Origin of the sequence: Allorhizocola rhizosphaerae, assembly GCF_003426775.1 — a bacterium.
In the GTDB taxonomy this organism is placed as follows: Bacteria; Actinomycetota; Actinomycetes; order Mycobacteriales; family Micromonosporaceae; genus Allorhizocola; species Allorhizocola rhizosphaerae.
On the sequence record NZ_QJUG01000081.1, the window covers coordinates 13605 to 33927 of the forward strand.

The 20323-nt window shown below is 65.9% G+C and carries 20 protein-coding genes and 1 pseudogene; 13 read left to right on the forward strand and 8 right to left on the reverse strand.

The features are described 5' to 3' along the window. Positions 1–527 precede the first annotated feature (527 nt). Positions 528–1916, forward strand: coding sequence for an IS1380 family transposase (locus tag DM816_RS18830; RefSeq protein ID WP_211588763.1), 1389 nt, complete (start codon positions 528–530; stop codon positions 1914–1916). 521 nt (positions 1917–2437) lie between these two features. Continuing rightward, positions 2438–2875, forward strand: coding sequence for a DDE-type integrase/transposase/recombinase (locus DM816_RS45840; protein WP_211588764.1), 438 nt, complete (start codon positions 2438–2440; stop codon positions 2873–2875). On the opposite strand, the gene DM816_RS18840 is transcribed toward DM816_RS45840, so the two are convergent. Beyond that, positions 2836–4010, reverse strand: a protein-coding gene (locus DM816_RS18840) for an IS3 family transposase (RefSeq protein ID WP_117211563.1) whose coding sequence is annotated in 2 segments (ribosomal slippage) — positions 2836–3743 and positions 3743–4010 — 1176 coding nt in all. Because the reading frame shifts where the segments join, the coding sequence is not laid out codon by codon here. The two genes, DM816_RS45840 and DM816_RS18840, sit on opposite strands and share 40 nt — an antisense overlap. Between DM816_RS18840 and DM816_RS45845 the strand changes: the two genes are divergently transcribed. After that, complete coding sequence (locus DM816_RS45845) at positions 3900–4247, forward strand: transposase (RefSeq protein WP_425455250.1); 348 nt, start codon at positions 3900–3902, stop codon at positions 4245–4247. The two genes, DM816_RS18840 and DM816_RS45845, sit on opposite strands and share 111 nt — an antisense overlap. A 146-nt stretch (positions 4248–4393) precedes the next feature. On the opposite strand, the gene DM816_RS18850 is transcribed toward DM816_RS45845, so the two are convergent. Next, positions 4394–6733, reverse strand: coding sequence for a polyprenyl synthetase family protein (locus DM816_RS18850; RefSeq protein ID WP_162907616.1), 2340 nt, complete (start codon positions 6731–6733; stop codon positions 4394–4396). 330 nt (positions 6734–7063) lie between these two features. Between DM816_RS18850 and DM816_RS18855 the strand changes: the two genes are divergently transcribed. Genes DM816_RS18855 through DM816_RS44570 form a run of 3 tightly spaced genes read left to right on the forward strand, consistent with a single transcriptional unit; the run spans position 7064 to position 8125 of the window. Further along, positions 7064–7303, forward strand: a complete 240-nt coding sequence (locus tag DM816_RS18855; protein WP_162907617.1) for a hypothetical protein — start codon at positions 7064–7066, stop codon at positions 7301–7303. Then, positions 7273–7740: an HD domain-containing protein gene (locus tag DM816_RS18860; RefSeq protein WP_246002034.1), complete on the forward strand. Its 468-nt coding sequence runs from the start codon at positions 7273–7275 to the stop codon at positions 7738–7740. Before DM816_RS18855 ends, DM816_RS18860 begins: the two co-directional genes overlap by 31 nt. Positions 7741–7771: 31 nt before the next feature. Continuing rightward, positions 7772–8125, forward strand: coding sequence for a hypothetical protein (locus DM816_RS44570; RefSeq protein WP_246002037.1), 354 nt, complete (start codon positions 7772–7774; stop codon positions 8123–8125). Between the two features lie 25 nt (positions 8126–8150). Here the strand turns inward: DM816_RS44570 and DM816_RS18865 are convergent, their stop codons facing one another. Continuing rightward, positions 8151–8456 (reverse strand): hypothetical protein, encoded by a 306-nt coding sequence (locus DM816_RS18865; RefSeq protein ID WP_162907618.1) that lies wholly within the window; start codon positions 8454–8456, stop codon positions 8151–8153. 544 nt (positions 8457–9000) lie between these two features. Between DM816_RS18865 and DM816_RS18875 the strand changes: the two genes are divergently transcribed. The 6 genes from DM816_RS18875 (at position 9001) to DM816_RS18900 (ending at position 11744) form a co-directional block, all read left to right on the forward strand. Further along, positions 9001–9570, forward strand: a complete 570-nt coding sequence (locus DM816_RS18875; RefSeq protein ID WP_117211569.1) for a MauE/DoxX family redox-associated membrane protein — start codon at positions 9001–9003, stop codon at positions 9568–9570. After that, positions 9563–10132, forward strand: a complete 570-nt coding sequence (locus DM816_RS18880) for a hypothetical protein (RefSeq protein ID WP_117211570.1) — start codon at positions 9563–9565, stop codon at positions 10130–10132. The genes DM816_RS18875 and DM816_RS18880 overlap by 8 nt, the downstream gene beginning before the upstream one ends. After that, positions 10107–10406, forward strand: coding sequence for a hypothetical protein (locus DM816_RS18885; protein ID WP_117211571.1), 300 nt, complete (start codon positions 10107–10109; stop codon positions 10404–10406). Before DM816_RS18880 ends, DM816_RS18885 begins: the two co-directional genes overlap by 26 nt. A gap of 81 nt (positions 10407–10487) precedes the next feature. Then, positions 10488–11072, forward strand: a complete 585-nt coding sequence (locus DM816_RS18890; protein WP_162907619.1) for a hypothetical protein — start codon at positions 10488–10490, stop codon at positions 11070–11072. Then, positions 11069–11485, forward strand: coding sequence for a hypothetical protein (locus DM816_RS18895; RefSeq protein WP_117211573.1), 417 nt, complete (start codon positions 11069–11071; stop codon positions 11483–11485). Before DM816_RS18890 ends, DM816_RS18895 begins: the two co-directional genes overlap by 4 nt. After that, positions 11469–11744, forward strand: coding sequence for a hypothetical protein (locus DM816_RS18900; protein WP_117211574.1), 276 nt, complete (start codon positions 11469–11471; stop codon positions 11742–11744). Before DM816_RS18895 ends, DM816_RS18900 begins: the two co-directional genes overlap by 17 nt. Here DM816_RS18900 and DM816_RS18905 read toward each other — a convergent pair. From DM816_RS18905 to DM816_RS42705, 5 genes are all read right to left on the reverse strand, one after another. Further along, positions 11722–14757: an AfsR/SARP family transcriptional regulator gene (locus DM816_RS18905; RefSeq protein ID WP_117211575.1), complete on the reverse strand. Its 3036-nt coding sequence runs from the start codon at positions 14755–14757 to the stop codon at positions 11722–11724. The genes DM816_RS18900 and DM816_RS18905 overlap by 23 nt on opposite strands. An 897-nt stretch (positions 14758–15654) precedes the next feature. Further along, positions 15655–17445 carry a reverse transcriptase/maturase family protein gene (locus DM816_RS18910; protein WP_170318839.1) on the reverse strand — a complete coding sequence of 597 codons (1791 nt, stop codon included), beginning with the start codon at positions 17443–17445 and terminating at the stop codon, positions 15655–15657. A gap of 883 nt (positions 17446–18328) precedes the next feature. Further along, positions 18329–18676 (reverse strand): hypothetical protein, encoded by a 348-nt coding sequence (locus DM816_RS44575; protein WP_246002035.1) that lies wholly within the window; start codon positions 18674–18676, stop codon positions 18329–18331. A 389-nt stretch (positions 18677–19065) separates the two neighbouring features. Next, entirely contained in the window at positions 19066–19284 is a 219-nt protein-coding gene (locus DM816_RS18925) for a hypothetical protein (protein ID WP_117211576.1), read from the reverse strand. A 168-nt stretch (positions 19285–19452) separates the two neighbouring features. Next, positions 19453–19653 (reverse strand): hypothetical protein, encoded by a 201-nt coding sequence (locus DM816_RS42705; RefSeq protein ID WP_162907620.1) that lies wholly within the window; start codon positions 19651–19653, stop codon positions 19453–19455. Between the two features lie 239 nt (positions 19654–19892). Here DM816_RS42705 and DM816_RS18930 point away from each other — a divergent pair. Beyond that, a pseudogene (locus tag DM816_RS18930) lies at positions 19893–20323 on the forward strand (IS1380 family transposase); the annotation flags it as partial.

Sequence of the window (20323 nt, forward strand, 5' to 3'; positions counted from 1 at the left end):
ATGGACATTGAGAGAATTTCCGGGTACCGGTACGGAAAGTACCAATTCGTCAATGTTGGGTGAGCCTTCCAGCAGCCGAGCCTGCCGGGCCAGGCGCCCACCACCCGCAGCCTCTCGTCGGCCGATGCGGGGATGGCGAGGTATACACGCCTTGATGTGCCCCCGGTTTGGGGGAGAAGATTTGGTTGACTTGGCATGCCCCTGACGGGTCCGGAGAGGACACCATGCCAAGGAGTTACCCGCCGGAGTTCCGGCGCAAGGTGCTCGACCTGCTCAAGGCCGGACGTACGGTTATGCAGATCGCCAACGCTTAAAGATCAGCGACCAGACGATCTACGTGTGGCGCAGGCAGGAGCTCATTGATACCGGACAGATGCCGGGAATCACCTCCACCGACCAGGCTAAGCCTGGATCCACCGGTAACGGTTTAGTGTCCATTGTGGACGTAGGTAGAAAGGTGTCCCCTGAGCTGGGAGAATGGAAGTTGCTGAGACAACCATTACCCGCTACGAGAGGACACCTCGCAGGTGAGGTTATCGCATGGGCCGCGTGAGGTGCTCGTCCGGTTCGACGAGCCGAATCTGGTGTCGTGTGCCGGGCTGGTGCCGGTGATGCGCCTGGCCGAACAGGTGGGCCTGGCCGGGCTGGTGGACGGGCGGGTGCGCCCGGAGCTGCCAGCCGGGGCTCGTCCTGGCGGCAAGGCAGCGGCGGTCGTGGCGGGCATGGTCGCCGGCGCGGACAGCATCGACGATCTGGACCTGCTGCGTCACGGCGGGATGAAGGCGCTGTTCGACGGTGTGTATGCGCCGTCGACGCTGGGGTCGTTCCTGCGGTTTTTCACCTGGGGACACGGTCTGCAGCTGGAGGCGGCCTCACGGGATCTGCTGACCGCGTTGGCCGAACGGGTGCCGCTGCTGCCCGGCGCGGCTCAGCAGGTGTTCGTGGATGTGGACTCGCTGTTGCGGCGGGTGTACGGGCATGCCAAGCAGGGCGCCGGGTTCGGGCATGCCAAGGTCGGCGGGTACAAGGTGAAACTACGGGGGCTCTCACCGCTGATCGCCACGATCAGCACCCCGGCTGCGGCGCCGGTGATCGCCGCGACCAGGCTGCGGGCAGGTAACGCCGCCTCCGCCCGCGCCGCCGCTTCCCTGGTGCGCCAGGCGATCACGACTGCCCGCGCGTGCGGGGCTGACGGCAACATCCTGGTACGCGGCGACAGCTCGTTCGGCTCGGGCGCAGTCGTGTCGGCCTGCCGCAAAGCCGGGGCCAACTTCTCGGTCACGATGCAGTCCAACTCGAAAGTGGCCGCGGCGATCGCCGGCATCGACGAGACGGCGTGGAGGCCGGTGCGCTACCCCGGCGCGGTCCTCGACGAGACCACCGGCCAATGGATCTCTGACGCCGAGGTCGCCGAAACGGCATATACCGCGTTCGAAACCACACAGCACAAGGTCACCGCGCGGCTGGTTGTCCGCCGCGTCCGCGAGAAGAATCCCGCCCCGGCCGGGCAGGAAGAACTGTTCCCGATCTGGCGCCACCACCAGTTCCTGACCGATGACGACAGCTCCACTGTCGAGGCCGACCTGACCCACCGCGCCCACGCCATCCAGGAACAGGTCTTCGCCGACCTCATCGACGGACCCCTGGCCCACCTGCCCTCCGGCAGGTTCGCCGCCAACGCCGCCTGGCTGACCCTTGCCGCCATGGCACACAACCTGACCCGCGCCGCAGGATGCCGCGCCGGCACCACCGGCAGTGTCCACGCCAAAGCCCGAGCAGCGACACTGATCAACATCCCGGCGCGGATCGCCCGCCACGCCCGCCGCCTGATCCTGCACCTGCCCACCGGCTGGCGCTGGCGACACGACTGGCAGCGACTGTTCACCAACACTGTCAGCCCGCCAGCCACCATCTGACCGATCCCCAAGCCCCGCAACCACTTTTGGAGCAAGCCGGAAATCCGAGCCCGGCGGATACCACACGCACCACACAAGTCACTATCGCCACTCATCGATGCACACGCGGGAGACAGTCAAGGTCAACTCGCTGAAACGAACGCACCCGTGGATTCAGGCTAAGCTGGTCGCGACGCGTCAGCGTATCGCCGAGTTGGAGACCGAGCTGGCCGTTCACCGGCGAGCCAACGAGTTGCTCAAGGAGGCGGTGCCCCCAAAAGCCCGGTACGCGGCCGTCGCTTCGATGGCCGCTGAGGGCCTGCCGATCCAGGTGTGCTGCCGGAGGGTGCAGGTCTCCGAATCCGGCTTCTACGCCTGGCGTAGCCGGCCGCCCTCGCCGCGGTCGATCCGCCGCGCCTGGCTGACCGACATGATCCGGCAGGTCCACACGACCAGCCGCCGCACCTATGGGCCTCGGCGGGTGCAGCCGAGTTGCGGCCGGGCCGGGCATCGTTGTCGGGCACGGCGCGGTCGAGATGCTCATGCAACGGGCCGGCCTGGTCGGCTTACCCGGGTCGCAGCGGCGAAGGCCGTTGCACGGCACGCCTTTCGCCGGCGGCTTGGTGGACCGCAAGTTCGACCGGCAGGCGCCGGATCAGTTGTGGGTCACCGATATCACCGAACACCCTACGCGGGAGGGGAAGGTGTATTGCTGTGTTGTGCTCGATACGTTCTCCCGCAAGGTAGTCGGTTGGTCCATCGACTCCAGCCAGACCGCTTCCCTTGTCACCAATGCGCTTGGCATGGCTGTCCACAATAGACAGCCGTCGGGAGGCGGTGATCCACTCCGATCACGGGGTGCAATATATACGAGTTGGGCCATCAGCCACCTCATCCAGCAGGTCGAAGGGGCTTCCCCCAAGATCGTGGACACCGGTTGTTATGCGGCAAGGGCTAGCGTAGTTGATCGTTGTTCGTAAGCGATAGGGCTTTGCTGGCCAAGGGCAGAGTGCCGACGTCTGGTGTTGTATCTGGTGGCCCAGCGAAACACCGCGAGGCGGGCGGCGCGGGCTGTGGGCCACCGTTTCGCGCCTTGCAGGGTCTCGCGTTTCATGCTGGCGTTAAACGATTCCGCAGCGGCGTTGTCCGCGCTGCCACCCACAGCCCCACGTGATCTGACCACGCCGAACTGGTGGCAGAGCGCCGCGAAGTCCTTGGACACATACTGGGCGCCGTTGTCGCTATGGAAGATCGCCCCGCGCAGATCCCCGCCCCTGGCGCCGGCCGCGGCTTTCAACGCGTCGGCGACAAGCTCGGTGCGCATGTGATCGGCGATCGACCAACCCACCAGACGCTTGGAATGCAAATCCAAAACCGTTGCCAGATACAAGAATTTGCCGTCCCCGACCGGCAGGTAGGTGATGTCGCCCACGTACCTGCGGTTCGATTCGGCCGCAGTGAAGTCCCGTCCGATCAGATCCGGCACCGGCACCGCGTCAGGCGCCGGAATCGTGGCACGGACCTTCTTGCGCAGGTGCACCCCGACGATCCCGCCGCGGCGCATCAACCGCGCGACGCGCTTGTGGTTCACCGCACGGCCCCGATCACGCAACTCGGCGGTGACCCTGGGACTGCCGTACGTGCCGTCGGACTCCCGGTGAACCTCGGCGATGTCTTCAGTCAGGACCTGGTCGGCGTGCTCACGCTCGGCGCGGGCAGGCGCGGTCCGCCGCCAGCGATAGAACCCCGACCGAGACACCGAAAGGAGCATGAGCAGCCGCTTGACGCCGTAAACGTCGTGGTGGTCGGCGACGAACTGGAAACGGCTCACCAGCTGGTCTCGCCCGCGAAATACTTGGCCGCCCGACGCAGAATCTCCCGCTCCAACTCCAGCTCCCTGACCCGCGCTTTGAGCTGCCTGTTCTCCCTCTCCAACGCGGTGCTCCCCACAGCCCCGGGCACGGCCGCAGCCTCGGCCTCACGCACCCACACCCGCAGCGTCTCGTGGTTCACCCCGAGATCCTTGGCGACCGACGCATACGTACGCCCTGGATCGGCCTGGTACAGCGCCACGGCATCAGCCCGGAACTCAGACGAGTACTTCGACGTCCCCAACGGGAACTCCTGTCCTATGGATCCTCACGATCCAATTGTCAGGGTGTCCACGATCTTGGGCAAACTCCCCTCGGAGCGGAAAGCACCATGGCACAAGCATCCCGACGCGCCAACGTGCACCAAGCCCGCTACTGCGGAGAGACAAAGACGCACCTGCAACATGTTCTCACCGCAGCGGCCATCAACATCATCCGCCTCGACGCCTGGATCACGGGCACCTCCACCGCCACTACCTAGACATCCCGACTGACCAAGCTCTCCCAAGCGCTCTCACCAACGTGAATTCGCCAGCAAGGTCCTGAAGGGCAAACCTCAGTTCAGGTCAGGATGCTGTCTTGCGTCGGAACTCCGCCCGTCTCGGTCTTGGCGTGTGCCGCCGTGGTTCAAGCCCTACGCGTGGCGAAGTAACGGACAGCGCCGGCACACAGCCGGGTGTCGAAAGGCAGTTGTGCGCAGGCTGCCAGTGCCTGGTCTACATGCGACCTCATGAGCCGGGCGGCCGTTGCGGCGCCTTGGGCTCGCACGATGTTGACCTTGCCAGCATCGTGGCCTACGTCTTTGCCGATCCGCTCCGCGGCCGCCGTGGCGTCCAGGACATCGTCGCGGATCTGGAAGGCGATCCCGGCGTGGTGGCAGTAGCGCCGCATCAGCTCGATCTCCGGGTTCGCCCTGCCTGTGAGCATCATCACGGGTACCAGCGCAGCCTCGAACATGGTGGATGTCTTGAGGGCGTACATCTGCAGGATCTCCTCGGTCGTTGCGCCTGTTTCGCTGCTCATCCGCAGGTCCATGGCCTGCCCGCGGCACAGCCGCTGCGGACCCAACACGGCCCCGGCATACCGGACGATCTCGGTGACCGTCTTGGCGGGATAGTGGCGGTCGAGTGTGGCGAGCGCGCCGAACCCGGCCGAGAGCAGCGCGATCCCCGCCAGCTGCACGCTGCCCTCGGGAAACATCCGATGCGCGGCCGGGCGACCGCGCCGCAGGGTGGCGTTGTCCTGCGCGGGCAGGTCGTCGAAGAGCAGGCTCGCGGTGTGAAACAGCTCGCCCGCCGCGAGCAGCGGCTCGATCCGGTGGTATGCCAGGCCCAGCGACTCGGCGAGCATGAGAGTCAGCCCCGGCCGCAGGCGTTTGCCGCCGGCATCCAGGGCGTAGGCGATGACCTTGTCTACTTCGGAGGGTGTGGCCTGAGCATCGCCCGCAGCTGGTGGGCTGAAGCGCCGTACGGTCTCCTCGATCATCGGGATGCGGTCCAGCACAAACGTCCGGGGATCGATGCTGCACTGGTCGCGCGCGCTGAGCGCACGCCCGGTGGACAGTTTGAGCGTCATGTCGACCGGCCTCAGCGCTGCCACGGCCCGGGCGGGCACCGCGCCGGCGGCGACCAGGAAGCGGGCAACGCCGTCGCCGGGGCGATAGAGGCGTACAAGGTCGGCTGCACGGTCCGGATGGGAGCTGAGGTGAGTGGCCATCTTCAAGGCTCCCATGTAGGACAACGCGTCGGCCGCGATCGGGTCGCCTTGGAAGATCTTCTCGGCGGCATACGCCTCGTAGGCGATCATGTCCTCCACCGGGTTGCCTCTGCACGCCTGCATGGACAGCGTGAACGGGGTCAGTCGCCCGGCGCGGCGGTCGTCCTCGCGGTCGATGAGGTCGTCTTTGAACTGGCTCACGAGGGTCGTATTGAGGCAGCGGGCATGGAAGCCCTCCGGTAGCTTACGCCGGCCCAGAGTGTTGGCGATGACCCGGCTCAGCCCGGCCTTGAGCAAGACGTCCGGGTAGATGTCGGCCAGGCCGCCGGGGGGTGGTTGACCGGCGGTTCGGGCGGCATCGCGGTGCTGCGCCAAGTACATTGCCTCCGCCGCCTGGTAGAGGTCTTTGCGTAGCCCGAACGGGTACCGGTTGAGCGCTATCTCATACAGGTCGTGCAGCTGTTCGGCGAGCGGGTGGTCGGGGACGTCCGCGCTGTCGATCGGCTCACCGGTCGACAGCCCTCGCAGGATCATCCGGTGGCATCGGTCACGTTCGGTCGTCGACAGGTAACCGGCCGGCAAGTCCTGCAGCGTGTCGTCGACGATGGCGTAGGCGGCGCCCAGAGCGTACGCCCCGGGCAAGACATGCGATAGGTGTGCCCGGCGCTGCGCCGTATCGGCGTCGAGGGTGTCGTAGACGGCGATGGCCAGCACGCCGGTCATCGCCCGGACAACTTTGCCCATGCCGCCGTTGCGGACGACCTGTTCGGGAAGGCCGCGGTGCAGGCGCTCGAGGTGTTCGGCCAGCCACTGCCGCTCCGCAAGGCCACGCAGCCGCGGGAAACGGCGCTCGATCGCCTCGATTACCGCGGACACATCGCCCCAATCGAGGTCTGCGGCCAGAGTGCGGGCGCTATCGCGACGCCACCGGAATTCGGCCACGCAGGCGTCGACCATCTCACGGCTGGGGATCTCGCCCATGTCATAGACGAGGAAATACGCCGCCTCACGGGCGAATTCCACGCGCGCCGGATCGTCACGGCGCCCGAGCCACCGGCGCCGTCGATGTGTGGCCATCCAGCGCAGGTGATCGTGGCACCGATCGAGGTGGGCCGTTATCGCGGCCGGGTGCGCGGCGCGCCAGCGCTCGAAGTCGGAAAGCGTGTGCCGAGCACCGGCAAGCAGGTGCTCCGGTCCGAGGTCGACAGCCGTAAACGGGAACGGGCCTTCTACCTGCGCCGAAAGCTTCATGACAGCAGAGTGCCACCTGCTATCAACCCCTAGGTGAAGTCCCGTAAGGCAAGCGCCACCGCATCCACATCGGACACGACACGTCGACGTTGCCCAGTCGGACACCTGCGGTTGCCTGCGCGGCGAAAAGGAAAAGCGGAGTGGAGTTCCGACTGCCTGGGCTGGTTGAAGTGGACGCGGCAGGCGAGGCGGTGCCTCCCGGCGCGACCGAGTCCAAAGCATCTCTGACCCGCCACGGCTTTTCCGCCGACAGCTACCTCGTATCACAACAAGGCGATCGCGAAGAAGTTGCATCTGGCGCGGAACACGGTCCGTAACGCGGCGCGTTCGGTGCAGCCGCCGCGGTATGTGCGGGCGGTGCCGGGGTCCATTGTGGATGATGTGGAGCCGCGGGTTCGGGGGTTTCTCAAGGAGTTTTTGCAGATGCCGGCGACGGTGATCGCGGAGCGGATCGGCTGGGACCGGTCCATGGCGGTGCTTAAGGAGCGGGTTCGGTTGCTGCGGCCGGTGTATCGCGGATGCCGGGCTACCCTGACCGAGTGGATGGCCTCCTGCTCGACCGAGCGCTGACCGGCGCCGCGCAGGTGCGGCCCCTGCCCGAGCACATGGCCGCTCTGCTACGAAAGGTGTCCGCGCCGCCGAGGCTGGCGGCTCACCTGCGTGCCGTGCATGACGCGGCATGGCACCTCACGGCGGGGATCGCTGAGCTGTACCCGCAGCTTGTGTTCGACCGCGAGGAGGTGTTGTTCGGCGCGGCCACCCACGATATCGGCAAGACGATCCACACCGCCGAGCTGTCACAGCCTGGCAGGTACCACGAGCAGGCAGGATACGAACTACTGATCGAGTCCGGCGTCGAGCATCGGCTGGCCCGCTTCGCGCCAACCACGGAACCTGGACCGCTCCCGATATCAGCGTCGAGGATCTGCTGGTCAGCCTGGCCGACAAGATCTGGAAGGCGAAACGGGTACAGATCTCGAAGACCAGATCATCTCGCGAATCTGTGACGTCAGCGGCCAGAGCCGCTGGCAGGTCTTCATGAAGCTCGATGATCTGCTTGATCGCATCGCGCGAGGCGCGGATGCACGACTCGCCTTCCAGAACCAGCACCCGGTTGCCGTAAGCGGCCGACACGCGCGGCCTGATTATCCGCTGCTGTTCCTCGACGTGGACGGAACGCTGCTGCCCTTCACCGTTGCAGAGCCCATGAGTGGAGACGCTAATGCACTGGAAAACACGTCGCCTCGTCCAGTGGGCCGCCGGACGCCGGTTCGTCTGGGCGGACGACGAGATCACCGACACCGACCGGATGTGGGTGGCGGCCAAGCTCTTGAACACGTACGGGTGCCGGGTGCGGTGTGGCTTGTGCGCCGCTGGCTTATAGGCCCGTGAACCGAGCAGTTCGCGAGCTGCTGGATCAGTTTGCGGGGGTGTGCCGGAGCGCATCGCCAACGGTGAAATTGTCGGCGCGGCCTCGGTGGTGGGCCTGCTGGCGGCGATGGCCCATCGGGGCATCAGCGGCCGGTAACCAGCCGGGTGCGTTCGACAAAGTTTTCACCACCGGCTCACTGCGCCAGGGGCGCAGGTCGCCCACCAGCCGGTCGACAAACGTCGTGGCGCGGGCGTTCGACAGGTCGGCCGCGATGTCGAGCGCTTCATGCCCGGCCACACCGGTTTGCGCGGGATTCTCTTCGACCGGCCGCAGGCGCTGATCGGGCACCATCTGGGCGACCTGGGCGCTGCGGACCGGTGGGAGGTGGCCGCCGGCGATGTGGTCATGATGGGGGTACCAGGACGGGAACGCAGCGAAGCGGATTTCGCAGCGCTGCTGGGCGGCGCCGGGCTACAGCTTGACCGAGTGACCGCCACGAAGGCGCCGCTTTCGATCATCGAAGCAGTCGCCGCCTAGCCTGGCAGGAGCCACCTTAATGACGGACCCTTGTCAGCTACTTCGGAGAGCGATCGCTTTGTCGTCGGGTTCATGTGGCTGAATATGCTGGCGGCCTGTCAACGGCCGCTGCGCAGATCAAGTAGCTGACAAGCAGGTCGACGGGCCGTAGCGATCGTGGCCTGTTGGGTTTCGATCTCGACTCGACCGGGTTGCCGAAGAGGCCTTGGCGAAGGTTGGGCAGCTGGCTCATGCGAAAAGTCGAAGTCCCGTTCCCCTTATCCGACACCACCGTGGTGCAGGCGTTCCGGATCAGCCGCAGCGCCGATGAAACCGGCGCGAAACCGGGGTGAAGGCGCCTCCCGCTAGCTTGACCAGTGTGAATTTGCCGATCTGGCTCACCGACCTGGTCAGTCTCGCTGTCGCCGTACCGCTTCTGCTCGCAGGATCATCAAAGTTGTTGAGCCCGGCGCCGCTGGCGAACGGGCTGGGCGAGGTGTACCGGTGGGCGGTTTCGCGACCGCGGGCGAGGATCCGGATCGCTCGTGCCGTCGCAGCCGCCGAGCTCACGGCGGCGTTCCTGGTGCTGACGGGCTGGTTGGGCCCTGTTGGTTACGTGCTCGCCGGTGGGGTCGGGCTTGGCATCGCCGGGTTCGCAGCGAGTGCGATCCGGCTTGGCCGGACGGTGAAATGCGGCTGCTTCGGCGAGACCGCCGGCAGACCACTCGGCGCCGGAAACGTGGTGGCCGGGTTCGCGCTCGCCGCCGGGTCGGTCCTGGCCTTCGCAGGATCTCCCACGGGTAGCCGGCACGAGCTACTCCTGTCGGCAGCATCCGCGATCGCCCTTGCCTGGGTGCTGTTCAAGCATCGATCCCGCCTGGCCGGCCCGTTCACGCGCCATTTCCGCTCCTTCAGCGGACTCCGGGAAGGTACCGACATCAATGGTTGACATCGTTCTCTCCGTCACCGTTTTCCTCCTCACCGTCGCCGTCATCGGTCTGTTCGCCATGATGGGCGAGCTCTCCTCACGCGTGCCCGCGCAGGAGGAAGTGCCGCAGGAGGCGGCGCCGCCTCAGCCGATCGAGGAGGCTCGCCTGGGCGCGGCACCGGCGCAGTGGCCGGCCGAACTCGCCCAATTGTCCAATGCGGACAATGCGGTGATCGTCGTCTTCAGCACGCTCTGCACCACCTGCCGGCGCATCGCCGGCGGGCAAACCGGGCTGCTGACAGGCGTTTCGGGCGTGCTCATCTCGTGCCCCGGTGCCGGCCGAGGCACCGAATTCCTCAACGAGTTTCCCATGCTGCGCGACCACCCGGTCGCGCTCGACGTGGAGGGCCATTGGCTCACCACGAACTTCGGGGTCGACATCAGCCCGAGCGTGCTCGTCTTCGAGCGGGGTCGCCTGCTGTCGGCGCACACGTTCACCTCGGCCCCGTCGCTTCAACTGCTCCACACCCACCCCAACCACGAGAAGGAGGGCATCAGTGCAGGACAATCCGCAACGGCCTAAGACGGGCCGGCGAAACATCCTCAGAGGGCTCGGCGCCAGCGCACTGGCCACCTCGGCGGTGGTCTTCGGCACCGGCAAGGCCGCATCGGCGCACTACAAGCATTACGCCTGCTGCCACCTGGTCTTCACCCCGTCGTCCTATTCGACCTGCCGCGCCAACACCAACTACACCTGGTACTGCCAGTGGACGCAAACGGTCGGCTGCGGCTGCTGCGAGCGCAAGAACAGCTCCGGGACCATCATCGCGTCGGCCTACTCCTGCGACCGCACCTGACAAGCAACGGCGATGGTTGTCTGGCTTGTGCTGGCGGGTGCCGGGGGAGTGCTTCAGCTGCTGAGTCCTTGAGGCCGGTCGATGGTCGGAGTCTCCGACCCCTTGTGGCGGGAGGACCGCCGGCATGGACTGCGTTTCCTGGGCGGCTTCGCGGTCGGCTCGGCCGTGGCCGCGGCAGTTCTGAGCATGCCCCTGCTGCTGCTTACCGAGGTCGCGGCGGCGATCAATCCCACGGTGCGTGCGGTGGCGCTGGTCGCACTGCTCCTCGGGCTGGGCGTGGCGGATCTGCTCAACCGCACCCCACACGTCTGGCGCCAGGTGCCGCAACGATTCGCCCGTACCCTGCCACCCGGCCGGCTCGGGCTGATCTGGGCGATCGACCTCGGGCTGCTGGTCACCACGCAGAAGACGACCTCGCTGCTCTGGATCGGACTTGGCGGGCTGGTGCTCGCCGGGTCACCCGTACCGGTACTGCTGGCCGCGATGGTGGTCAGCATGGTATTCGCGGCCGGCGTGGTCCTGCTGACGGTGGCCCGAATCGGGTCGACGTTAACAGATCCGTTGAGTCCCTTGCGGATACGGGCTCAATGGGTGCCCTGGCTGCGCCGGGCGAGCGGCGCCACAGCGGTGGCGCTGGCGGGCTTCGAGATTGCGAGACTGCTGTGAGCATCAGGAAACTCGAGGGCACCGAGGCTGGCTCCGGCAGCGTGGTCGTTGTCACCGCCTTCCAGTGCCGCAGCCGCCTCGACCTGCTGCTGATCTGGTGGATGCATCACCGGCTCAAGTCCGCTGTGCGGGCGGCAGCACCGGATTTCCTCGGCATCCGGCTCTACATCGACTGGCGCCGACGGATTGCGCGCAGTGTGTCGTTGTGGGCCAAGGGAACCGGCCTTTACGACATGGGAAACGTCAAGGAGCACATCGCGGCGACCCGATTCCCGGGCACGCGCGGGATAGAAACCTCATGCGGTGTTTACACCTACGGCGGGGACTGGCGCAGCGTCATGTTCGGCGATGGGTTCGCCAGCCGGCCGCCTCTGCAGAAAACGAAAGGAGAGTACCGTGGCGCTGCCAACTGACCGCGGATACGTCACCATCACCGACGCCGGCGACGGCACACAGCGGGTGGACGTCTACGCCAAGAAGTCGGGCTCGGGACCGACGCATATGTTCGCCAGCCACACCGGCATCACCGAGATGGTAATTGAGGTCGCATCCGGATTCGCCAAGCACGGCAAGACCCGCGTCTCCAATGAGCCGGTCCAGGTGAGCTTCGACGAAACCGAAAACCGCCTCTACATCCTCGAAGTCAGCCCTACCTCGACGATGCTGAGATAGGTGCCCCGCTAGCCTCGAGGAGCTGGGCCAGCTCGCGCACCTCGGCGGGATTGTTCAGCTCCTCGTACAGCACATGAGCCTCCAGCCAGGCAGCGACGGCCTCCTTGCCGCTGCCCTTGGCGGCCAGCGCGGATCCCAGCCGTTTCAACGTCCGAGCGAGCGCGAACCGGTAACCGGAGTCACGCCAGAGCCGGACGGCCTCGCCGAACCTGTCCACCGCCGCGGTATGCGCACCCTCGGCGAAGTCGACCTCACCCAGGCCGTGCAACGACAACGCCAACCCGAAGGTGAGGTTACGCCGCCGGCTCAGCGACGCGGCCCGCTCGAGGGTTTGACGTGCGGCCGGATGCCGCTGCCCCGCGTAGAGCTGACCGAGATGCGCCAGCAGGTATGCCTTCTGGGCATGGTCACCGGAGGCCTCGCAGATCGTGATCCCCTCCTGGAAGCAGGCCTCGGCGTGGATGACCTCCCCTTGCTCGCGGCGAATGATTCCCAGCAACATCAGCGACACACCGAGATCGCGGGAGCTGCCGAGTTCGCCCGCAAGCCCTATGCACTTCTCGGCATACGCGGCGCACTCCTCGTAGCGCCCCTGCGCCCGGTGGATGCCGGCGATCTGCTGCCAGGCATGCAGCACCCCAGGCCGGTGGCCCGCCGCCGATGCCGTGTCGACCGCCTCGTACAACGTCGAAAGCGCCAAGCGGTGGTCGCCATCCACGCGGTACGAGTCGCCGCACAGGCACAGCGCGTCGGCCTCGGCCGCCCGTTCACCGAGCCGCCGCAGCATCGCCAGCGCCCGCTGGGCGTATTCGCGCCGCTGGTCGCGGCTTGAGCCCGGCTTAGCGGTCCAGAGGCCAGCGAGGTTGCGCAGCATGACGGCGGTCCCACGGGCGTCACCGGCCAGTTCGCACGCCTCGAGGGCGAGGCGGTGTACGTGCAGCCCCTCGTCGTAGAGGTCGCGCAGCTCGCAGAAGGCCTGCAACGAGTCGGCAAGCTCCCACGCCGGCCCCTCGAGACCGAGCCGGGCGGCCTGAGCGGCGATGGACAGCAGTGACTGGTGCTCCTCGTCGAACCAGGCCAAGGCATTGGAGGCCAGGGCGTCGTGCTCCAGCGCGCCGGCCCAGCGGGGGGTCGTCCCGCTGACCGGCGCGAGTCTCGTGCACGGCAACCCCCGGCCGGCCGACTCCGCGAGCGCCAGCCAGGCGCCGCAGGCGCGGGTGAACGCGTCGACGCGCGCAGCAGCGCTCTCCTCGGCGGCGGCCCGCTCCTGGGCGTAGTCCTGCACCAGATCGTGGAAGCGATACCGGACCTGTCCGGTGGAGTCGACTCGGGTCACGTCCAGTAGCTGGGCATCGACCAAGGTGTCGGTGAGGCTCACGGCCTGGCCTACCGTCACGTCAAGCATCGCCGCCGGTACCCAGGCGGCGAAATCCGGCACGTCGAGCGTCCCCAGCAGGCGGAAGGCGCGCTGGACCCCGTCCGGCAGGGCCCGGTAGCTCAGCGCGAAGCATGCCCGTACCCCCATATCACCGAGCACCAGCACATCAAGCCTGCTGCCGGCTTCGGTCAGCCTTTCCACCAGCTCCGACAGCGGCAGCCGCGGCCGGTTCGCCAGGCGCGCGCCCGCGATGCGGATGGCCAGCGGGAGGTGACCGCACAACCGGCTGATCTCGGCGGCGCTCGCGGACTGGGCGGCGACGCGCTGCTGCCCGGCGATCCTGCCGAGCAGCTGAACCGCCTCATCCGCGTCGAATTCATCGAGGATGACGTGCTGCCCGGCCAGGCCGGTGAGCGGGGTGCGGCTGGTGGCGATGACCGCGCAGCTGGCCGATCCGGGAAGCAGCGGTCTGACCTGGGCCTCACCCGCGGCGTCGTCGAGCACCACCAGCACCCGGCGGGCCGCGAGGCGCTGCCGGTACAGCTCGGCACGCTCGTCGATCCCGGTGGGAATCGCCGAGCTGTCAACCCCTAGGGCACGCAGGAACCTACCCAGCACCCGAGCCGGATCGAGGGGTTCCTCGGCGGTGCCGGCCAGGTTCACGTAGAGTTGACCGTCGGGAAAGGACGGACGTAGCAGGTGCGCCACGTGCACGGCCAGGGCCGTTTTGCCGATTCCCCCTCGCCCCGCGAGCATGACTATGCTTACCGCCGTGCCCCCGGGAGCCAACGAGCCCGTGACCCGGTCGATGATCTCCTCCCGGCCGGTGAAGTCGGCGATGTCGTGCGGTAGCTGCGCCGCGACGGCCTCCTGCCGGGCCGTCGGGTTCCACGGGTCGAGCGCCGGATCGCCGGCCAGCATGGCCAGCTCGAGCTGGCGCAGCTCGGGGCCGGGATCCACCCCGAGTTCGTCGAGCAGCAGACGCCGGCCCTCCCGGCACACCTCGAGGGCCTCCGCCTGTCGCCCGCAACGGTAGAGCGCCAGCATGAGCTGGGTTCGAAGGTGTTCGCGCAGCGGATGTTCGTCCACGAGCGTGCGCAACTCGGCGACGAGCTCCGTGTGCAGCCCCAACTGCAGCTCGGCGTCGATGCGGTCGCGGGTGGCCGACAGGTGCAGCTCGGTCAAGCGCGTGGCCTCGTCACGCAGCGGCTCGACGTCGTGCAGGCCGGCCAGCGGCTGCCCGCGCCACAACGCCAGCGCTTGCCGCAACACGTCCCTGGCGCGCTCGCAGTCACCCGCGGCAAGCATGTTACGACCGTCGGCCGCCAGCGCCTCGAACCGGTGCGCATCGAGCGCAGACGGCGCCAGGATGGCTATGTACCCCGGCGGCCGGTAACTGATCACGTCGTTGCGGCCGAGCGCCTTGCGCAGCCGGTGCACCTGAATCTGCAGTGCTTTACGGGACATCCGGCCCTGCCGTTCGTCCCGCAACGCCTCTATCAGCTGGTCGGCGGAGACCACACTCCCCGCGCGGCACAGCAGGATCGCGAGCAGCCGCTGCATCTTCCTGCCGGGTAGACCGATCTGGCCTCCGTCGACCGCAAGCTCGAGTGGACCAAGGATCCTGAACTCCACGCCGCCCCCTGCCAGGTTAGGATCATGGCCTTACCGTAAGACTCAAATACGTCTGTATGCGAGCCCAGATCGCAGGCGGCCCACGACATGGGACGATCGTTGGCCGGATCAGGGCACGGCGGCTGTCGAAAGTTCGCGGTTCATGGCGGCGAGTTGCTGCGTGCCTCTTTCTTTGCGCCGTTTCATTTACTCCGGTACACGATGGCAGTCCGGGGCATTGCTACCAGGCGCATCCTCCCCAAAAGGGCGGCAACGAAGGGTTACGCGCGAACAAAAGAATCTTGCAGATGGAAGCGTCCCCAGCTCAAGGCCGTGAACCAAGGGGCGCCTGGCGATGTGCCGAGCTCGCAAGCGCCAGTTTCTGCCGCATACCCCGTTTTGTCGACCCAAGCGGCAGAATCCGAACCGCGTTTTCCCTGGCCAGTGACTATAGGAGCGTTTCGCGCCATGCCATTCGGCCATGGTCACGTCCATGAAAGATGGTGTACGAGTTGGCGACCATCAGTGAAACTGTGTGGGTAGTCTAGGCGGCGGCTAGCTGTGGCTGGGGTTGCGCCACCGCCGCGCCTATCCATGCGCGGCTGTCCTGCATGGACAGACCGATGGACCGAGACACAGAGGCGTTTCCCATGTTCACCGTTTGCCGGTCGACGGGTGAGGCACCCGGCTTTACCCCTGCGGCATCGTCATGGCTACGCCGTAGTCCTTCACCATGACCTCCCAGGCCAGATCGGTGGCACCCTCCCGGAAGTTCCCCGCCCGTCCACCAGGACAGCGGGGTACGCGCCGCACACACAAGGTAGGGCACTGGCGAGGTGCCTGCTGGGCAGGTCCTTTTCCAGTGCCCCCCTTCCGAACCCGCCGGGCGGGCTTTCCCCGCAACGGGCTCTCCAGTGACTACAACGTGTTCGCGGTGTGAGGTCCGATATGGATGCGGTGGCAGGGCGGGCAGACCACAAGGGTCTTACGTCGCTTCTTTGCCATGAGCTGCGCCCACAGCGGTGGCGGCTGATCCCGTGCGTCGAGATCGGTGAGCTTGCGGACGTGATGCACGCGTACATCCGCCCGCTGCTCGCATATCTCGCACCGGCCCAGGCGAAGTCGAGCGATCAGCTCTCGGCCTTTGCGGCGGGCAGTTGCCGAGTCAGGTCGACGGTCCTCGAGGACCGCTTTCTTCTGCCGCTTCAAGGGAATACCACCGAATCGTGCGACCAATGACTTCCTGCCGTCACCTCGCTCGATACTGACCTGCAAGCATTTGCGCGGCCCGTAAGGCGTTTCAACGGTGGCCCTGTATCTGGCCGCCATCTTCGACACCGTCGAGTCGTACTTGCAGGCAAGCGTCTTGAGTAGCGAGGTCTGGGCGGCCCAGAGCAACCGGTTGAGTCGGAAGACGTCACCGGCCAGCAGGTAGTACTGGACGATGCCTCGATACTCGGCCCCGTAAGAGCTGATGATCACATGATCGTCGAGATTCACCAGCCGTGACCGACGCGCGGGTCTGCCCCGCTGCATATACGAGGCGCACTTGGCTTTGATCACCGCTCGGGGCACGCGCAGCCCTATCGCACCGTTGACCGATCTGCGGCCGTCGGTGAGCTTGTGCTGGTTGTGCTGAACGGTGATCTCGTAGCCGAGGAAGGTCGCCGCACTGGTGCGACCGTGGGTGATCAATGTCTTGTCCTCGGACAATTCCAGCTTGAGTTCATCGCGCAGGAACTGGGCGAGGCGCTGCTTGATCTGCTCGGCTTCTGCCTTCGGCCCAACAAACCCCAGGAGGTGATCATCGGCGTACCTGATATAGCGCAGCCGCCGATAGCCAGGATCGTGCAGGTCCTTGCTGGGCATCACACGCAACTGCTTACGCAGCCGCCGCACCTCAGCTCGATCGCCGCGGTAGCGGGCGCGTGCGATAGCGTTGATCATCTCACGGTAGGCGATGCTCGGTCGTCTAACGTCTCCTTGGGTGTATTCCCGGATCAGCACTGTCTCGACGAACTTGTCCAGCCGGTCCAAGTAGATATTTGACATGATCGGTGAAGCCACCCCGCCTTGTGGGGCACCAGAAAGCGTGGCGTTCCATTGCCAATCCTCCAAATATCCGGCTTGGAGCATGTGACGCAGCAGCCGCAGGAACCGGTTATCGTGAATCTTCTCGCTGATGATCCCGAGAAGCACATCGTGATCAAGCGATCCGAAACAGTCGGAGATGTCTCCCTCGATAAACCAGGTTGTCCCAGCCCAGGTATTGACCACTTCGGACAGTGCCGTGTGGCATCCCCGCCTGGGGCGGAAACCGTGTGATCGGGTGGAGAACCGGGGTTCGTAGTACGCCTCCAGCAACAGGCGGACCACCTCACCAACCAGCTTGTCCGACCAGGACGGCAGTCCGAGCGGGCGCTTCTTGGCCGCCGAGCCTTTCTTGGCGATCCAGACGCGCCGCACTGGCCTCCACCGGTAACGCTCATGACGCAGCGCGTCGATGATGCGCTCGATCTTGGCCATGGACATGCCATCGACGGTTTCTCCGTCAGCGCCGGGGGTCATGGCTCCCTTATTGGAGTACAGACGCCCGTACGCCAGCAGATACAGCTGCGGGTTGAACAGTTGTCGATACAGTCGTTCCAACGGCAAACCGCGTCTGCCGCGTTCACGCAGGACACCCAGAACTGTTGCGGCATCTTGCATTTCGCAGACCTCCCAGCTCCGTTAGGTGTCCGAGTCACCTGTGCTCCTTCGCCCTGCGGACGGCTTTCCCGCCCTCCCTGACCGGACGTGACCCCGGCGACTACTACGAGCACTATGTCGCCTTAGGACTCGCGTCCCTTAGGCGATCCCACGTTCGTCTCCGTTGTACGTAACAGCGCGATTTAGGCGGCCGACTCATCTCCTTGAATGCCCTCACTGGGCATCGCTCCGCACCCTGGAAGTTGCGTTGGTAGGGCCGGGAAACCAACGCAGGGCCGGCACCGGTTTCGGGCATCTTTCCGGCGGACGGGATATTGCGTCTTCTGGAGATTCGGCTTGAGGCAATCCAGCTTTCACCATGTCGCGCGGGTCCCTCAACGCGCCGCTCCCATGCCTGGACACGACCGTTGATTTCCTGCCATGCTTTTGTTCCCTTCACCTTTCAGCTCCAGGTAAGGCATCAGACCCAGGAACATCCTTCCAAGTTCCTCCCAATTCCATTGGGAATACAACGAAGCGCCTCGTGGCGCAGCAGCCCATATCCATCGGGTTTGAGCTGGCCATTCAGCTTAAGAGGCCTCAACGCCGGTTCCTCGCGTATGCCTTCCCGTCTTGCTCACCAAGCCCTAGGCTCATCCGACAGTGCTGAACCCACTTGGCTTCGTCGCGGCTGCTCCCGCCCTCACCACCGTCCCGTGGATCAGGCTGTCGCCAGCTTCAACCTGCTGCTACGACAACAGAAAGACGAAGGTCTCTCACCTACGTCCGGAACAACAGCACTTGCACACGGTGATGCCGGCATCGGCCAGTACGGCGTCGAATGCTGCTGTGAACCGCCCGCCACGGTCCCGGATCGGAAACCTGAACCGCTGGGCTCGCTCGCTTAGATCCATGAACAGGTTGCGGGCCTGCTGCGGAGTCCACGCCCGTCCGGGTTCGCCGTTACGCCCAGGATGTGCACGTAGCGGCTGCCGACCTCCAGCACGAAGAACACGTACAGGCGCTGCAACGTCACAGCGCAATCGACGTGGAAGAAATCGCACGCGAGCATCGCGGCGGCCTGGGTGCGCAGGAACCGCCGCCAGGTCGTGCGGTCACGGCGTGCCGGTGCCGGAGGTATGCCCAGCCGTTTGAGGATCCGCCGGATCGTGGACGCACCCACACGCTGGCCTAGGGCGAGCAGTTCACCCTGGATCTGCTCGTATCCCCACCCGGGGTTGTCTCGCGCCATCCGCTGCACCAGCCGGGCAATCTCGGCGTCGACCGGCGGGCGACCAGGCTGGCCAGGGTGAGTCCAATGGCGGGCGACCAGCCGCAGATGCCAAGCAAAGCACGGTGGCCGGCGAGACGAGGCGGTGTGCCCGCAATGCCCGAGGAAGCAGACCGCTTAGAGCGGCGAGCACGGCGCGATCGGTCCATTCAAGTTGCGGCTTCGGGTTCTGCCGGCGCAGCACCGCGTTCTCATGCCGCAGAACGAGGATCTCCATATCCTTGGCCGCGCTCGTCGCCGCCAGAAGCGCAAGCCAGCCGAAGACACGTAAGAGCGCGAAGTACAGCAGCCGAAGCCACATAGATTATGATGATGCCTGAAATGCGCGGCCCAACGCCAATCGGTGCAGGTCAACCACTGCAACGAGGTTTTGGACCCCACACCCCTGACGCCACCTTTCTCCGCCCACGGAACTCATTCATCAGGCCGAGCACGATCTTGACGATCCGATCGACGTTGGCGGGATCGCCCAGACGGCAGATCACCTGCCCATCCTCGGCGTTGTGAGCCCCAGGCAAGCGATCGAACGCCTCCACACCCGTCCCTGCACCGAAGATCATCGAGATCACGTCGTTAACCGCGCGCGAGAAACTCGGCCGCGGTCAATCTGTACCGCGATCATCGCGTACGCCAACGCCGCCAGCTCCTCCATTCGGGCCTGCCAAGACTGCCACGACGTTGCCAACGATTAACGCAACGGACGGAGCGAGCTCGCTTATGGGCCAAGCCGTTCGGACTCAACTGACCACAGTCTTCCTTGCGATATCCGCTCGCCCACCACCAACCAGGTTGGCGATACTGCTCTCTTCAACCTCGACTTCGAGGACAGATTCTCCGTCGCCACCCAGCACTGTCACATTTCCATCTATCGCCGGGCGTGAGATGGAAGTGATCCTGCCCGTCTCGTCGTGAACGACGAAGGCTTTTACCATTGCCATTTCGGTCGCCTGCCTTTCTGGTGCCAGAGCCGGGATGCGCTACGACCTCCGTGCGGCAGCATCAGACCGACTCCACCTGAGCAAGAACACGGAAGTTGCGAGAATTGAACAGCGCGTTGTTTTGGATGTACACCTTGTAAGCCTTGGTGCCGTCGACATGTTGAAACGACTCCCCTTGGGTGAGAGTCGCGTGGCCACCGGATTAGCCACGCCGGCACCGGAGCCCGGAGACACCATGAGACCTGCGTGACGGTGCCCAGGTGGTGGAGCTGACCCATCTGGTCGCAGCGGATGTGCTGGCCGCATATCCGGCCGGGACCCAGCTGATCTGCCGGCGGGAACGGCCACACCCTGGCTCGCAGCTGGACTTGTTCGACACCATCGAGGGGTGGCGGCACCAGGTGTTCGCCGCCGACACGTCCGTGGCAGGCGGCGGCTCCATCCAATATCTGGAGATCCGCCACCGCGGCCACGCCAGGGTCGAGGACCGCATCCGCTGCGGTAAAGCCTCGGGCTTCGGCCGTTTCCCCTCCCGCCAGTTCCCCATCAACGCCGCGTGGCTGGAACTCGCCTTGGCTGGCATCGACCTGACCCGCTGGACCCAGCTCCTGCTACTCGACGGTGAGCTGGCCCGCGCCGAGCCCAAGAAACTGCGTTACCGGCTGCTGCA

Coding starts and splice junctions, on each gene's coding strand:
- DM816_RS44570 (WP_246002037.1), top strand. CDS start 7,772: ATGAAGCTCGATGATCTGCTTGATCGCATCGCGCGAGGCGCGGATGCA.
- DM816_RS45840 (WP_211588764.1), top strand. CDS start 2,438: ATGCAACGGGCCGGCCTGGTCGGCTTACCCGGGTCGCAGCGGCGAAGG.
- DM816_RS18850 (WP_162907616.1), bottom strand. CDS start 6,733: ATGAAGCTTTCGGCGCAGGTAGAAGGCCCGTTCCCGTTTACGGCTGTC.
- DM816_RS42705 (WP_162907620.1), bottom strand. CDS start 19,653: ATGGCAATGGTAAAAGCCTTCGTCGTTCACGACGAGACGGGCAGGATC.
- DM816_RS44575 (WP_246002035.1), bottom strand. CDS start 18,676: ATGGCGCGAGACAACCCCGGGTGGGGATACGAGCAGATCCAGGGTGAA.
- DM816_RS18910 (WP_170318839.1), bottom strand. CDS start 17,445: ATGCAAGATGCCGCAACAGTTCTGGGTGTCCTGCGTGAACGCGGCAGA.
- DM816_RS18890 (WP_162907619.1), top strand. CDS start 10,488: ATGGTCGGAGTCTCCGACCCCTTGTGGCGGGAGGACCGCCGGCATGGA.
- DM816_RS18880 (WP_117211570.1), top strand. CDS start 9,563: ATGGTTGACATCGTTCTCTCCGTCACCGTTTTCCTCCTCACCGTCGCC.
- DM816_RS18865 (WP_162907618.1), bottom strand. CDS start 8,456: ATGGTGCCCGATCAGCGCCTGCGGCCGGTCGAAGAGAATCCCGCGCAA.